Below are 14,529 nucleotides of genomic sequence, written 5' to 3'. Positions count from 1 at the left end.
ACTTTTTGTACTTTCCCCTTCTTATATTTCAAAAAAATTATATATATAAGGAGGAAAAGAGCAGGAAGTAAGAGAATGAAATATTACTAGACGTTCAATTTTTTCTAATGAAAGGATGGTTTATATGCAGTCTAGACCAAAGGAAAATGAATATGCGAATTATTATTCTGGATATGTTAGTTTAGTTCCGGATGGGGATATCGTACATATATTAACGGATCAAGTGGAGGAAACGATTCAACTTCTACAGGGAATCTCTGAAGAACAGAGCCTTTTTCGATATGCTTCTGGAAAATGGAGTGTAAAGGAAGTGATTGGGCATGTAGCAGATACAGAGCGGATTATGGCGTATCGTCTACTTTGCATTGCTCGTGGGGAAACGGTATCGCTGCCAGGTTTTGATGAAAATCCATATGTACTTAATGCCTCTTTTGATCGCTTACCTATTAAAGAGCATATTGAAAATTTAAGGGCTGTGCGGCAATCAACGATTCAATTGTTGAAGGGTTTGGATTCTAGTGTTTGGGTTAGAATTGGCAGTGCAAATGATGTAGATGTTTCAGTCCGTGCGCTTGCATATATTATAGCGGGCCACGAACGACATCATCGCCGAATAGTAAAAGATCGCTATTTGCTGTAATAGACTTGATGGAAGAACTGCTAAACTTGTTTTGGCAGTTTTTTATTTTTTTGAAAAAGTGTCACAAAAATGCGTCATGTACGACTAATCGGTATGAAAGTTAAAAAGTAGGTGAGTGGGAATTGGATAATGAGAGAAGGCATCTCGTGATGGATTGGTATGAATCTTATTATGATGATGTTTATCGTTTTATTTTATTTATGCTCGGTGACAAACAGCTTTGTGAGGATTTCGTACATGATACGTTTGTTCGAGCTTATACAGCAGTAGAGCGATTTGATATGCGCTCCAGCGTAAAAACATGGCTTTTTAGCATTGCCAAGCATTTAGTTTTAGATGAAATCCGTAAACGAAAGCGAAGAAAGTTATTTCCATTTGAAAAGGAAATCCCATCTTCCTTGAATGTGGAGCAACTGTTTGAGCATAAAGAAGCTGTAATTGAGTTGATGAGTGAGATTCAAAAATTAAAGCCGAACTACCGGATGGTAATTATTCTAAAGATGGTTGAGGATTGCTCCACAAAAGAAATCTCAGACATTCTGGATTGGTCTGAAGCAAAGGTGCGCAAAACATTATCAAGAGCACTTCATTCACTTAGAAAAATGAGTCTAAAGGAAGAAGGGGGTGGACAGTTTGGGCAAACATTATGATGACCAATGGAAGCAGCTCCAACAATTTCAACCTCCAAGTTATGAAAAAGATCAAATAAAACAGAGAATTTGGCAAACGATTCGAGAAGAACCTGTTAAAAAATTGCCTAGAATTTTTCCTCCGTTGAAAGGACTCGTAACGACTTGTCTTCTTATTCTTATTTGTGGAAGCTTCCTATGGCTGATTTTTCAACAAAGTGGAGAGCCGCAAACGGCTGCAAATCCGTCTATCGATTATGAGAACTTTAGTTGGGGGCTGGAGGATGTCTATAGTAAGAAAGCAGATGAAGGCTTGGAACTTTTTCAGGAAAAGCAATCGGTCCCAGTTGGAACAGTTAAGGAAGTAACCGAAGAAGAAATGAAAACAATCACGGCAAAATTGCCAATGTTTGTCGAGAAGGAGCTTGAACATTTCCCCTATCCAACAACGATGTATATTGAGCATGTAAAAATGATGGATACGGTACAAAGATACCATTTCTTTATTCCCGACAAGGAGAAATGGATTTATTTCACCTTTGATTATCCAAAGCTTGAATATGCAGAAATTTTTCATGCGATGTCGACATTGACGTTTGATGGAAAGAAGCCATATAGTCATGATGAGCAGCTATATGTCAATCATGGATATGGAAGCATGCTGTTTCCAGTTGGGTTGAAGCCATACTCAATTACCTCCTATAAGGAAATCTATTATTGGGATGAAGGGTCTGATAAGGCGTATTCGAAATATATAGAAACGATTCTTTCGTCTAGGGGCTGGGAGAGGAAAGCCTTTGGTGGAAAAAGTCATACATTTGTTTCAGTAGATGGGAATGAGGTAGTTAGTATCACATGGAATGGAAAAGAATTAATTTATGAGTTCGATTATCCGAATAGTGAAGAATGATTGGCAAATGAGCAGATCATTGCATGGTCTGCTTTTTTAGAAGGAGGAATTAGTGGGGAGATGATTGAATTAGTAAAGCGAATAAATTCAACAAGGATGTGGAAAAAATGACACTGGTTTTAGATAAAAATTTAGCCCATCGTATTGAGCAATCAGAAGTGGATGCTCTATCTTCAAGATTAAGTGCGATCCAAGGAATTTCTGGTAATCCGATGGATGTACAAATTGAGAAATTTGGGAATGCAGCATCAGTGACTATTCCTGATCTAAGAAATAAAGGAGTACATCAGGCACTAATTGACAAACGGCTGCAACAGGCAGCTTTTCAAGCATGTGATCTAGCTGTTGGCCAAGCGAAGTATGCTAGCATAAGCCAGAATAATATGGAAAGAGCCGGATTGCAGATTGCCTATACAAAAGCAATATGGGTACAAAGAGAATCATAGTTTGTTCATGAAGCCCGAAATCACGGAGAACAAGAAAACCGGTAGCTATGAAGTATCCAGATCTCTTTAGAATGTTAATAACAAAAGCGATCCTCCAAAAGGGATCGCTTTTTCGTGTGGTATAAAACTTTGCAATTGTAAAATAACAATTGTATATAGGATGAACTTTCCTACTGAAGTAGCATTAATAAGTAAATCTAAAATATCCCATTTTTTTATTGCGTTCTAAAAAATTAGAACATATAATAATTTTAAAATGAAAAGCGAAATTAGAAAGGTGATTATTATGGATTTTAACCAAAAACCGATGGATATCAATCTGGAGCAGCAAAAGCTTATTTCAAGCCCGATACGGGTGAAAATTATTTATTTACTGGATAGCCAGGCAATGACAGCAAAACAGGTAGCTGATGAAATGGGGAAGACGGCGGGCAGTATTCATTATCATATCCAGCAGCTATTTAATGGCGGGATATTGGAAATTGAGGAGATGAAGGAAAACAAAGGGATTATTGAAAAGTATTATCGTTCTAAAGCGACAAAATTTAGATTAAGAGATAAAAATACACCAAATCTAGAAAAGAAACGATCAAGGAGGAGTAGTCTGTCACTAACAAATGAAGAGTTGAAGGAATTTGAATCAGATTTTGATAATCTTTTATTGAAATATGTGAAAAGAACAGTTAAAGAAGATGTCACTCGTACGTCTTATCAAGTTTCTCTGCAGTTAGATAAGTTTCTTGAAGAGGAGGAAGAATAAATGCCGATTGCAGTAAAAAGGAATATGATTTTGTTTCTGCTTGGAAAAATGACTGCAGTGCTAGGTTCGTCTATTTATGGCTTTGCGATAGGGCTATATATTTTGGCGGAAACAGGCTCAAGCCTTAATTTTGCTGTAACATTAATTTTGAGTGTTTTGCCTAGAATCTTGCTTTCGCCGATTGCGGGTACGCTCAGCGATCGTTGGAACAGAAAGAAAATGATTATTACATCAGACTTTGCTTGTGCAGTCTGGCTAATGATCGTTTTACTTTTATTTACTTATGTTTATCCGGAAATTTGGCTTCTGTATGTTGCAACAGCTGTTTTAAGCATCCTCAACACTTTTTATTCTTCAGCGGTCACATCATCCATCTACAACATGATCGGCCCAGATTTTCTGCAAAAAGCTATGTCATTGAACCAGGCAGCTGCTTCACTTTCAACGATATTAGGTCCTGTTCTTGGCGGCATGTTCTTTGGCCTCTTTCAAATAACAACCTTCATGATTATCAACATCATCGCATTTACAATTTCAGGAATTGCCAGTATTTTTATCCAGTATGATTTATTTGCTGAAAAAAAGGAAAAAGAAATAAACAGCACTATATTTACAGATTTAAAATCTGGTTTTGCTTTCGTTAAAAATCAGGTTTTTATTAAGAATTTAATTTTCTTAAGTGTCTTTCTAAATTTTTGGTTCGCAGTATTTCCTGTAGCCATGCCATATCTAGTCCTAACTATCAGGAAAATGGAACCAGTACAGTTAGGTGTTATTGAAGGGACCTTTTCCGTCGGTATGATGCTCATGGCTATTATTTTATCAACAAGACCAGAAATAAAAAGAAAAGACGTAACCATTTTTGGCGGCTTAATAGCCATGTCTACAGTTCTCATTTTACTAGGGCTTCCGAATTTTCCAGGGATGTTGGGCATTTCGAATGCCGTTTTCTTTCCGTATTTTATTCTAATGGTTCTTCTGCTCTCATCATTCATAATGATTGTAAATATGCCAATTATGGTTCTTCTGCAAAAAAGCACGCCAGATGAGTATCGAGGGCGAGTGATGTCTTTGCTGGAAACAGGAGCTAGTGCAATGGCACCGCTAGGTTATATAATATTTGGTTTCCTCCTGGAAAAAATGCCAGTCTGGATATTGTTGGCTATTTGTGGAATGAGCATTATTATATTAATCCTTTATCATATTAAAAGGAGAATTTTGGTTGAGTCGTTAAGAGAGGCAGATAAACCAAAAACAATCACCGCAGAAATATGAAAAAAATCGGCAGGTTTCCACACCTGTCGATTTTTACTCTGCTTTTTCTGAGTGATCAGTAAAAACTGCTTGCAGCAAGTATAAGATCATCCAAATGGTAATAACAAGGAACCCCCAGCCTAATACCTTTTGTTGAGTTTCTAAATAGTTATTGCATATTTGAATCGGTGAGTCGATGTACAGCCATGCCATTAAAGCAAACATAGATAAGTAATTTAAAAAGATAAAGCTTTTTCCTAGTGTTTGCATCTTTTTCCAGCTGTCTCTTAAAAATAATCCAACGAATGGAAGACTAATAAACTTAAAGAGTTCGATATAATAAATGGAGACAGCTTCATCTAAAGCACGCGGCAGCATCCAGTACATTGTAATAAAAACAACAAGAATCATGCCAGGGACTCCGTCTGTATTCCAAGCTGTGAAAAAAGGATGGAATTTTTTTATTAGCATGTCACCAATGAACCAGCCTGCCAGAATAAGAAGAGGCAGCTGGACGAGCATATGGAGCAGCATGATGGACTCTATATAAGCTTTAACAGGAGGAATGACTAATATCCCGTACAAGATAATACCTAACCCTGTTTGTTTCATCTGCTACTCCCCCGTATCATTCTTAAGTGTCGTTACAACGGTATTTGCTGCTTCATCAATTTTTGTAAAATCCATTACTTCAGCTAAATAGCCTTTTCTATCAACTAAATAAAAGGCTGAATTATGTGTAAAGCCGCCCTCTCCATCTGGAATGACAATGACTCCGAATTCTTCCAGTAAATGATCTAGTTCGGCTTGGTCAGCTATTCTTGCCATACGCCAAGTTTCCCCGTCGCTTTCAAAAGCTTTTCTGTATTTTTCTAATGTATCAACGTCATCCCGAGCGGGGTCAAAGCTGATGCTTAAAAATAATATATCTTCCCCAATCCATGCTTTCGGTACTTTGCTGTAAACCTCTGCTAAATTCATTTCTAGCTTTGGACATACATCTGAGCATGACGTATAAATAAAGGTAAGCATAATGTACTTTCCTTCAAATTCTGAAAAAGAGTACACGCGTCCTTTGCTGTCTTCCAAAGTAACGTCAGGAAATTTTGGTTTGTCCTTAAGGAGTTTGTAGGTCCGGGCACTTTCTGCTGTAAATGCCCGAAACCCATCTGTACCAGCATAAAACAATACACAACCTAATAGAACAGTCAAAAAAATCGCTGTTGTATTACGCCAATTTTTGCTCATTTAAATCGCTTCCTGCAGTACCTCTAACTTTTACATAGCGAATAAAATGGATAATAAAGATTGTAAGTCCCACTACGGCGAGTACACCGCCAATTGCACCAAATACTGCAGGTGCCATCCACTCTGGAAAATGTGTTGCCCATCTTCTAGGCGTGCTAAGTGCTCCAGAAATCAAGAAGCCAACACTTACACTAATGATGCCAAGTGTATAGCTGATAAAACCAACCTTATCTAATCCATTCGTTTGTAAGCTGCTGTCAACTTTAGACAAATAGTAGATAAATCCAAAGATCATAACGACAGCACCAAGCCCCATATACATATGGAAATGTCCAGGTACCCACTTCGTATTATGCATCACATGATTGACAACAATCGTTGCATCGACTATTGCAGGAACGACACCTACAACCCATCCAAACATGGATAAGAAGATTAAACCTGATGCCATATCCCATTTAACTCCTGATTTATAAACAATCATTAATGCGCCATAAGCAGTAATAACGAGAACTGGCAAGCCGTTTGCATAAGATAATACTTGTCCCATGATGAGCATCCATTTTGGCATGACTGAATCCATTAGCATATGGTGAGTATAGATGACTAATGTAAATGCCGTTGACATCGTCCAAGCAATTAGAAATGGTCGATTAGATTTCCATGGACGGTTTGTATAGCGCGGCAAAATTTCATAAACTGCAATAACGCCCATATAAATAATGGAGTTAGCAAAAATATGGCCGAAAGCATAAGTTAAGTTTTTTGCTAATAGTGGATCGAATGTAAAAGCGGGATTAACGACATTAATAATATTCATTATCAAAACTGTTGCTCCAGCTGTTAATGCTGATACGTTAACAATCGTTACCATCGTACTTGCAACAACTGTTGGTGATGGTGCATCTTTTTCTGCTCTTTTTCCAGAGATAACATCCCATCCTAATCCTTTTCCTAAACTTCCATGTTTTTTAATAATGGCTCTGCCTGTATCAATGTAAAGAAGCAAGAAACCAACACCAAGAATAAGCATACCTACAAGATATAATAGGGCGCCGGTAACACCCCAAGCTCCTCCAGATAATGCTGGAAGCGGATACAGGAATGTCCATGCACTTGCATATTTAAAAGAAAATACACCAATAATAACCATAACCACGCCAATTAAAGACAATATAAGATTTAACTTGAATACTTTTTTAGACAACTCAACATAGTTTGATAGGAAATACCACATAACTGCTGAAGCGGCTAATGCTGCTCCCCCAATCATTCCGGTTCCATGAATTGTTAAGAATTGATAGAATGCTGCAGGGGGAAGATCCAGCACGCCGCCTTGAGCCAAAAGCATTAAAATACCAAAAACCATCATAGCAGCAATCACTAATCCACCAATGATTAAATAAGTCGCTATCAGATTATTTCTGGATTTAAATTCTCCTTTATTGATAGTCGTAACCATTTTTCAACACCTCCACCTTTTTATTCAGTTATTACGATTTTGCCGATCATTAAATGATGAGCTAATCCGCAATATTCTAAACATAGAACGTCATACGTACCTGGCTTATCAAAAGTGATGTAAACTTTATTTGTGTAATCTGGCATTGCTTGTGTTTGAGCAATTAAATTCAACTCTGAATCATAAATACCAAACCCGTGAGTGACATCTGTGCTTGTGACATGAAATTCTATCGGTTCTCCCACTTTAAATTCCGTTTCACTCATTTTCCAGCCGAATTGAATAGCTTCGACATCCACGATTGTTGGATCATTTCCTGCCCCATAAACAGGCTGGTTATACGGCAATTCGCGAAGGGTATAAATTGTAATAATAAGCATGACTACAACTAATGTTGCCCCATAAAAAGTTCGTGCCTTATACCACTTCTTTTTGATAGGCTCATAATCACGTTTTTCTTTTGATTTGAAGGCGACAAATCCAAAAACTGCTGTGATTAAAAGCATAAAAATTAAACTGACAATCCATGCTACTGTTTGAACCATTTCTAATACCTCCCCCAAATACTCCACTTTTTTATAGATAAATTGCACCATATCCCCATTTATGGCGATATTAGAATACAAAATTTAGACACAATTAAGCGTGACCCTTGTCACAGAAAATCCATATTTAATTTATTTTATTTTGTATCGTTTTAACCTTAAAAACAGTGAAAGTAAGTATTTGATCCTATTTTTAATAAAGAAACCCATTTGATGTATATTTAATTCCGAATTTTCTGTAAAATTTACCTGAATAAAAATGCAGATCACTTAGGTGATCTGCATTTTTATTTTTACATTATTTATCTTTACTCGGTATCGCACAGTTCCCGTCTACACAGCTTGCATCCTCTGCATCTGCTCCTGATAAATCTTGGAATTTAGGTGCTGCCGCTGATTCTTCTTCCCAGACTTTCTGCAGTGCATTAGCGAAGGTTTCTGGAGTCTGTGCTCCTGATATGGCATATTTCTGATTAATGATAAAATATGGAACGCCACTTATGCCATATTGCTGGGCAATAGCTTCATCAATGCGAACATCATTAGCAAAAGCATTTTTATCTTGAAGCGTATTTAAAGCTTCTTGACGGTCTAATCCAGCATCTTCTGCGATATCTGCCAATGTATTATGTTCACTAATTTCCTTTGATTGTGTGAAATAAGCGTGAAGAAGCTTCTCTGTAAGAACAGCCTCTTTTCCCTTTGCTTTTGCATACTTCGCTAAGCGGTGTGCATCAAAGGTATTTGTTGGCTTCATGTCATCAAAGTTAAACGTTAAGCCAACACTAGCTGCATGCTGTCCGATTCCTTCGTTCGTCTTCTTTGCTTGTTCTACACTCATCCCATACTTCGATGCAAGTGCTTCGTGAATATTTTTTCCACTGTACTTAGGAGAATTTGGATCAAGCTCAAAGCTTTTGAATTCAACCTCAACTTGATCTTTATATGGAAATTGAGCTAGTGCATTTTCTAATCTGCGCTTCCCAATATAACAAAACGGACAAACATAATCTGACCATACCTCTATTTTCATATGACCCCTACTTTCTTAATTAGATTCCCTTAATAGTAGCATAACCGAAGGTGAATCCATTAAAAAATGCTTACAGTGAAAAATACATTTTCCGAAGAATTGAAAAAAATAAACAACATGCAAGGTTGGGCTCAATATACTAATTGTACCAAGGTGATTTTAAAGAAGATAAATGGGTTCATATGCTGCTATTGTTACCAATCAAATCATAATGTGGTGATATCAGGTGAAAACTGATCAAAATCATACGTATTTGTTTCAAAATCTACAAGAGAGCCATTTGACATTTGAGCATGTCTTTAATCGGATCCTTAAGTTTATGAACAGAAATCCCCGGGGAAATTTCCGGTTAATGGTTGGGACAGATTCTCAAGTTCATTGTAACCGAACCGTTTTTATTACAGGAATTGTCATTCAAAATGAAGGGAAGGGGGCATGGGCTTGTATACGAAAAAACATTGTTCCACGAAAAATGCTTCATTTACATGAACGCATTTCTTATGAGACATCTCTCACAGAAGAGATCGTATCATTGTTTACGACAGAGCGGAAAAACGAGATGATTAATATTGTGCTCCCTTATATTTATCAAGGTGCAACCTTTTCGATGGAGGGACATCTAGACATCGGTGCGGGAAAAAGAAATAAGACAAGGGAGTTTGTCAATGAGATGGTGACAAGAATGGAATCAATCGGTGTAGAGCCGAAAATAAAACCAGATGCATTTGTTGCATCCAGTTACGCAAACCGATATACAAAATAAAGTTGGTGAGAAACAAAAAGCACAATGAATTTTTTCATTGTGCTGGCAGGCTTTGTTGTTATTTTGTTGTATGAATTAGATAATTATCTTGAATTTTGGCTGCGACAGCCTCAGTTAATTCAGCTGTCGTTTCGGGAAGTGATGACTGTATAATAGCATTCGCCATTTTTGCCATTATTCCTTCGGCTTTCATTTCAAGGTGACCAGTCATAAGACTTTTCTGCTGATTAATGGCTTCAACGGTAAAAAAACCATGCCCTGAAAACTTTTCATTTAATCCAGTCAAGTTAAAGGTCACCTTAGAAGGCTCCTGCCAACTAGTAATATCAACCTTTAATTCAATTTTTTTCTTCATAATTCCGATATCACTTTTAAAGCACCATGTAGACTCTTTTTTATTGATAATATTGTGATCAATATAACCTGGGACAAGTGGTGCCCAATGATTTATGTTACTTACGAATTCCCAAACAAAACGTATCGGTACATTTACTTCCACTTGTTGTCTAAAACATGTCATTCATTCCCGCTCCTTTTAATCATTTTCTTAAGATGCTTTCCATGAAAATCTATTCTAAATTCAGCGGGAGTATTCCATTTTCAAAGTATGAGCAATCTTTATTAATTAATAACTTTCCATTTTGTTCGTAATTCCTCATACCATCTATTCGTTTGTTCTGGATCCTTATCATTAATAAAAATTTTTCTGTTAGTTAATTCAATATAGATATATGGCGATGAGCCTTTCTGAATAAAAAGTAAACTTTTTCCGTAATCCTTTACTTTAAAATGTCCCTTTGACAGAGTAGGCAGCCCAACACCATTCGTTCTTGCTAAAACTTCAGGCATTTCTTCCATTAATTCAATTCGTTTAATCTCTTTGAGATTCCATTCATCCCCATACATACCTGTAATTTCGAAGTGGTCTTTCTTTATGATTAATTCATAACCTTGATAGCTCGAAATAGTTAGGGCTGTTAATGACCCAATAACGACAATAAATAGAATTGTACTTATTGTATAACTGCGTTTCCGTTTACTTGGAATTTCATATTTTGATAAATACACCAGTCCTCCCAGTAAGTAAAGGAGCATAAAACCAAATTGAACTTCAACCGCATATGTAAAAGATGTAAAGAGAAGTGGAAGCAAGACTAGCATCCCGATACCGGCTGATAACAGCAGCATACCTGTTCTTTGCGGTGAACCCTTTGCAATTAGCTGCTCCTTTTCATGTTCAGCCCTAGAGGCAAAACCCGAAATAAGCCAATACGCTTTCTTATAACGAATCGCCCATCCCAAAAGGATGAAAAGAACGGAAATAATGATTTGTACACTAATAAGTCCCATCATATATAAATACTCCCTTTGATGTATAGTTTATACATTTAATTATAATTGATAAGCGATCATCTTGATAGTAGAGAGTGGATGGGGGAAATAGAAGTAAAGAAAGAGCTAAGAAACATTTCAAAGGAATCCATTTGAAGTGGATAAATTCTATAAAAACCCAGAAAAATATGCCATTGGACATGCTTGATTGATGAATAAAAATAAGTGCTTCCTCCCTATTCAGAAAATACTGAAAATTAATTAATATTTAGGTTGTAATAATAATTATTTTAAAGGGGTGTTGCATGTGTTAAAGGTCCTATCTAGTTCAGCATTAGCATTAGCGTTAACAGGCAGTACGATTTTTGCAGGCATTCAAACCGCAGATTCTGCTAGTAAAGACAAAAGTACATATGATATTAATTTAGCCCACCATGTAGGGGTATCACCAGAGCTTGCTGAGCAGGCAAAACGGTTAGGCATTGACCTTTCAAAAGTAGACCCAGCCGAAAAAGTGGCAAACCATGGGAAAAAGTTTCAACAGGCCGGGGATAATCATGTTGCCTATAAAAAAGCACTGGGGGACGTTCCTGTCCTCGTTATTTTAGCTAAGTATAAGGATGGGGATGAGCCAATAGGGGATATGAAAGGACAAGTCCCTGCCCATTATTATGAAGATTTAATCTTTGGTACGGAATATAATCCGTACGAGTTAGATGAATTTAAGCAGTATGCGGAGTATAACGGGGTCAAGGCTCCAACAGATCGTACAATGCAGAATGCTTACAAGGAATCAAGCAATGGGAAAGTGAATCTCGTACGTAAGGAAAATACTGAATTTGTTTGGGTAGAATTGCCTCATGGTGCTTCGTACTATTTGGATCAAGAGGGGAAATATGCTGAAAATGGCAAGTACGTAAATGGCAACGTGAATGGTGATGCACATACAGGTGAATTTATTCGAGATTTGCTTAAAGCTGCTGATGATCAAGTAGATTTTTCCAAGTATGCAGAGAATGGGGAAGTTCCAAATGTGTTCGTTGTACATGAAGGAACAGGAGCGGAATTCAGCCGTGATCCAGCACAATTTTGGTCGCATAAGTGGAATATATTAAGTGCTTTATATTATGGAAAATACTATGAAACTGGCATAACGGCTCCAGAATATTCTGGTTTGAGTGAGGAAGAGTGGATTAACAAAACCATTGCTGAAGAGATGACTTATGATGGTGTACTTGTGAATAACTACAATATCCAGCCTGGAATTGGAGGCAATGTTGCTGGTTATGATGCAGCAACAAATTCCTATAATGAATCGTTAAAAACGGGACCATTCCCTGCACAAACAGGTGTCTACGCCCATGAATTTGGACATGCTCTAGGGCTGCCTGACTTTTATGATACAGTCTACACTTCTGAAGGTGTTGGGAACTATTCAATGATGGCAGGCGGTTCATGGATGCGATATCCGGATCATGCGGCTTATTCTGGAAATTCGCCAACACATTTTGATCCATTCTCAAAGGTATTCTTAGGCTGGGCTGAACCAATGGAAGTTACAGAGGAAGATGGAGTAAAGACAATTACGCTTCCTCCTATTAATCAAGCAAATAGCCAAAATGGCATTGTTAAAATGGAAGTGCCGGGATCAAACGGAACAGAATATTTCTTATTTGAGAATATTCAACAGGATGGGTTTAATAAAGGGTTAGTTCGTCAAGGGGAGGATGCACATGGATTAGTCGCCTGGCATGTGGATGAAAATATTATTAACCTCTATCAAACAGCTGGATTCCGTCCGAACAATGTGGAGAATTGGCAAAACAAGCGCTTCCAATACAATCAATCAGAAACAGCTGCAGACGGAACGGTTGTGACTCACTATGGATTATCTATTCTTCAGGCGGATGGGAAATATGACCTTGAGAAAAATGTGAATCGCGGAGATGCAGGAGACTTCTTCAAAACAGGCAGTAAGCTGACACCTGTTTCTGGAAAAGTTCATACAGGTTCGTATTACTTCTGGAAAGGTCAAAACTCAACACCTGCTGATTCTGGTATCCATGTAACTGACATCGTTGAAAATAAAGATGGATCGATTACAGCAAAATTTTATTATCAATCTAATCAAGGAAAAGGGAACAAATAATCTTCAAAGCAAAAGCCTGATCTCAAAAAAGGGATCAGGCTTTATTGTGGAGGCGGAATGACCGCAGGAATTCCCTGGCCAGAGCCATTATAATATTGAGGCACTTTGCCAGGATGAAACAAATCACCAATGCGCACCTGATTAGAAACTTCAATCGGACTTTCGATAAGTGGAATAATGACATTCATATGAACCTTTACATTGATATAGACTTCTAGAAATGTATTATTGATACCTGACTCAGCCATTTTTGCTTCTACGTCAGATGTTACATCTCCGATAATTTCTAATCGTACTGGAATCTTAGGACCTAAGTTTGAAAGTAAGGTCATTTTTGTGGCCATGCCAAGTGGGACGTAATAAATGATGCCTGTTTCATTTTTTGTCTTGTCTACATCAATTTCAATATCGTTTTTAAAGTTTTCTAATTGTTCCATATCTCCTGCCTCTACTAAGTTTAAATACTTTTGAACCCTTTTCTGGGACTCGGATATGGCTTTATTATAGATTTGTGGGTTGAAGCTATAGCTTGGTTCCCCTGCGTTTTCATGCTTAACAATTAATTCATTGATATCGATGCTTTCAGAAATATCCTTGTCAATGGCATCATTGATCGCTTGGGCTGCAAATTGACGAGCCCTTGATTCGGCAATGCCAATTAAGGTCGGTTCTATATTCTTGTTAATAATGATTAAACTTCCAAACGTTAATAAGAGAAAAATGATAAAAGAAATAAATAATACATATTTAAATGGCAAAGGGCCTTTAAAACTTCGTCTCCTTCGTACTTTTACTTTTCTAAGCAAAGGATAACCTCCCATTTCAAGTGAAGTTCTCACTCATTTCTTTTTACGTTTATCCATTGGCTGTTAGTAGCTCTGAAAATGAATTCATTTATGTTCATTGGGTCATTTGTACAAATATATGTCCAAAACGTAAAAATAAACATAAGCTTTTTGTCTCTTTTTGCGGAATGGTTTTATTGAAAGGAAAACTAGCGATTTGCATTTCCTTCCTGTATTTGGTATTATCTAGAGAATTATTTTTGTTCGGTTTGAAAGGAAAGAATAAGTTGATACTTTTCGCCTGAATATGACTTTGAGCAAGAATAGTAAATTTCAAAATGTGTATGTATACACAAGGAGGAAACAGAAATGGCAACAGGTAAAGTAAAATGGTTTAATGCAGAAAAAGGATTTGGATTCATCGAAACTTCAGAAGGACAAGATGTATTTGTTCATTTTTCAGCGATTCAAGGCGAAGGCTTTAAATCACTTGATGAAGGACAAGAGGTTTCTTTTGATATCGAAGAAGGCGCTCGTGGACCTCAAGCGGCTAACGTTGTAAAACAATAAGAA

The 14,529-nt window shown here is 37.1% G+C and carries 17 protein-coding genes; 9 read left to right on the top strand and 8 right to left on the bottom strand.

Annotated elements, in window-relative coordinates:
• Positions 1-124: 124 nt before the first annotated feature.
• The 6 genes from FI644_RS05660 to FI644_RS05635 all read left to right on the top strand — a co-directional run bounded on the left by FI644_RS05660 (position 125) and on the right by FI644_RS05635 (position 4,660).
• A complete protein-coding gene (locus tag FI644_RS05660) occupies positions 125-640 on the top strand; it encodes a DinB family protein (protein WP_053479137.1) in 516 nt (171 codons plus the stop codon).
• A gap of 122 nt (positions 641-762) precedes the next feature.
• Positions 763-1,290 (top strand): RNA polymerase sigma factor, encoded by a 528-nt coding sequence (locus tag FI644_RS05655; RefSeq protein ID WP_053479136.1) that lies wholly within the window; start codon positions 763-765, stop codon positions 1,288-1,290.
• Positions 1,274-2,179, top strand: coding sequence for a hypothetical protein (locus FI644_RS05650; RefSeq protein WP_053479135.1), 906 nt, complete (start codon positions 1,274-1,276; stop codon positions 2,177-2,179). The genes FI644_RS05655 and FI644_RS05650 overlap by 17 nt, the downstream gene beginning before the upstream one ends.
• Positions 2,180-2,286: 107 nt before the next feature.
• Positions 2,287-2,625, top strand: coding sequence for a hypothetical protein (locus FI644_RS05645; protein WP_053479134.1), 339 nt, complete (start codon positions 2,287-2,289; stop codon positions 2,623-2,625).
• A 286-nt stretch (positions 2,626-2,911) separates the two neighbouring features.
• Entirely contained in the window at positions 2,912-3,385 is a 474-nt protein-coding gene (locus FI644_RS05640) for an ArsR/SmtB family transcription factor (RefSeq protein WP_231690194.1), read from the top strand.
• Positions 3,386-4,660 (top strand): MFS transporter, encoded by a 1,275-nt coding sequence (locus tag FI644_RS05635; RefSeq protein ID WP_053479133.1) that lies wholly within the window; start codon positions 3,386-3,388, stop codon positions 4,658-4,660. It abuts the gene before it with no gap.
• A gap of 33 nt (positions 4,661-4,693) precedes the next feature.
• Here the strand turns inward: FI644_RS05635 and FI644_RS05630 are convergent, their stop codons facing one another.
• From FI644_RS05630 to FI644_RS05610, 5 genes are all read right to left on the bottom strand, one after another.
• Complete coding sequence (locus FI644_RS05630; RefSeq protein WP_053479132.1) at positions 4,694-5,251, bottom strand: hypothetical protein; 558 nt, start codon at positions 5,249-5,251, stop codon at positions 4,694-4,696.
• Between the two features lie 3 nt (positions 5,252-5,254).
• Positions 5,255-5,887 carry an SCO family protein gene (locus tag FI644_RS05625; RefSeq protein ID WP_053479131.1) on the bottom strand — a complete coding sequence of 211 codons (633 nt, stop codon included), beginning with the start codon at positions 5,885-5,887 and terminating at the stop codon, positions 5,255-5,257.
• A complete protein-coding gene (locus FI644_RS05620; RefSeq protein WP_053479130.1) occupies positions 5,868-7,349 on the bottom strand; it encodes a cbb3-type cytochrome c oxidase subunit I in 1,482 nt (493 codons plus the stop codon). Before FI644_RS05620 ends, FI644_RS05625 begins: the two co-directional genes overlap by 20 nt.
• A gap of 20 nt (positions 7,350-7,369) precedes the next feature.
• Complete coding sequence (locus FI644_RS05615; RefSeq protein ID WP_053479129.1) at positions 7,370-7,894, bottom strand: cupredoxin domain-containing protein; 525 nt, start codon at positions 7,892-7,894, stop codon at positions 7,370-7,372.
• Between the two features lie 298 nt (positions 7,895-8,192).
• Complete coding sequence (locus FI644_RS05610) at positions 8,193-8,927, bottom strand: DsbA family oxidoreductase (protein ID WP_053479128.1); 735 nt, start codon at positions 8,925-8,927, stop codon at positions 8,193-8,195.
• 226 nt (positions 8,928-9,153) lie between these two features.
• Between FI644_RS05610 and FI644_RS05605 the strand changes: the two genes are divergently transcribed.
• The gene (locus FI644_RS05605; RefSeq protein ID WP_053479127.1) at positions 9,154-9,690 is read left to right on the top strand and encodes a ribonuclease H-like YkuK family protein; all 537 of its coding nucleotides are present in this window, start codon (positions 9,154-9,156) and stop codon (positions 9,688-9,690) included.
• Positions 9,691-9,748: 58 nt separating this feature from the next.
• On the opposite strand, the gene FI644_RS05600 is transcribed toward FI644_RS05605, so the two are convergent.
• Both FI644_RS05600 and FI644_RS05595 read right to left on the bottom strand, forming a co-directional pair.
• The gene (locus FI644_RS05600; protein WP_053479126.1) at positions 9,749-10,210 is read right to left on the bottom strand and encodes an SRPBCC family protein; all 462 of its coding nucleotides are present in this window, start codon (positions 10,208-10,210) and stop codon (positions 9,749-9,751) included.
• Positions 10,211-10,311: 101 nt separating this feature from the next.
• Positions 10,312-11,043 (bottom strand): DUF3784 domain-containing protein, encoded by a 732-nt coding sequence (locus FI644_RS05595; RefSeq protein ID WP_053479125.1) that lies wholly within the window; start codon positions 11,041-11,043, stop codon positions 10,312-10,314.
• Between the two features lie 286 nt (positions 11,044-11,329).
• On the opposite strand from FI644_RS05595, the gene FI644_RS05590 reads away from it, so the two are divergent.
• A complete protein-coding gene (locus FI644_RS05590) occupies positions 11,330-13,171 on the top strand; it encodes a M6 family metalloprotease domain-containing protein (protein ID WP_056682513.1) in 1,842 nt (613 codons plus the stop codon).
• Between the two features lie 41 nt (positions 13,172-13,212).
• Here the strand turns inward: FI644_RS05590 and yunB are convergent, their stop codons facing one another.
• Positions 13,213-13,977, bottom strand: coding sequence for a sporulation protein YunB (gene yunB, locus FI644_RS05585; protein ID WP_053479123.1), 765 nt, complete (start codon positions 13,975-13,977; stop codon positions 13,213-13,215).
• 348 nt (positions 13,978-14,325) lie between these two features.
• Between yunB and FI644_RS05580 the strand changes: the two genes are divergently transcribed.
• Positions 14,326-14,526: a cold-shock protein gene (locus FI644_RS05580; RefSeq protein ID WP_053479122.1), complete on the top strand. Its 201-nt coding sequence runs from the start codon at positions 14,326-14,328 to the stop codon at positions 14,524-14,526.
• Positions 14,527-14,529 lie beyond the last annotated feature (3 nt).

Source organism: Cytobacillus solani, from assembly GCF_006704205.1.
GTDB classification, from domain to species: domain Bacteria; phylum Bacillota; class Bacilli; order Bacillales; family Cytobacillaceae; genus Cytobacillus; species Cytobacillus solani.
Note: the sequence above shows the minus strand (reverse complement) of the source record. Positions and strands in the feature narration are given on the sequence as shown.

Coding starts and splice junctions, on each gene's coding strand:
- FI644_RS05660 (WP_053479137.1), top strand. CDS start 125: ATGCAGTCTAGACCAAAGGAAAATGAATATGCGAATTATTATTCTGGA.
- FI644_RS05645 (WP_053479134.1), top strand. CDS start 2,287: ATGACACTGGTTTTAGATAAAAATTTAGCCCATCGTATTGAGCAATCA.
- FI644_RS05640 (WP_231690194.1), top strand. CDS start 2,912: ATGGATTTTAACCAAAAACCGATGGATATCAATCTGGAGCAGCAAAAG.
- FI644_RS05635 (WP_053479133.1), top strand. CDS start 3,386: ATGCCGATTGCAGTAAAAAGGAATATGATTTTGTTTCTGCTTGGAAAA.
- FI644_RS05630 (WP_053479132.1), bottom strand. CDS start 5,251: ATGAAACAAACAGGGTTAGGTATTATCTTGTACGGGATATTAGTCATT.
- FI644_RS05625 (WP_053479131.1), bottom strand. CDS start 5,887: ATGAGCAAAAATTGGCGTAATACAACAGCGATTTTTTTGACTGTTCTA.
- FI644_RS05620 (WP_053479130.1), bottom strand. CDS start 7,349: ATGGTTACGACTATCAATAAAGGAGAATTTAAATCCAGAAATAATCTG.
- FI644_RS05615 (WP_053479129.1), bottom strand. CDS start 7,894: ATGGTTCAAACAGTAGCATGGATTGTCAGTTTAATTTTTATGCTTTTA.
- FI644_RS05610 (WP_053479128.1), bottom strand. CDS start 8,927: ATGAAAATAGAGGTATGGTCAGATTATGTTTGTCCGTTTTGTTATATT.
- FI644_RS05600 (WP_053479126.1), bottom strand. CDS start 10,210: ATGACATGTTTTAGACAACAAGTGGAAGTAAATGTACCGATACGTTTT.
- FI644_RS05595 (WP_053479125.1), bottom strand. CDS start 11,043: ATGATGGGACTTATTAGTGTACAAATCATTATTTCCGTTCTTTTCATC.
- FI644_RS05580 (WP_053479122.1), top strand. CDS start 14,326: ATGGCAACAGGTAAAGTAAAATGGTTTAATGCAGAAAAAGGATTTGGA.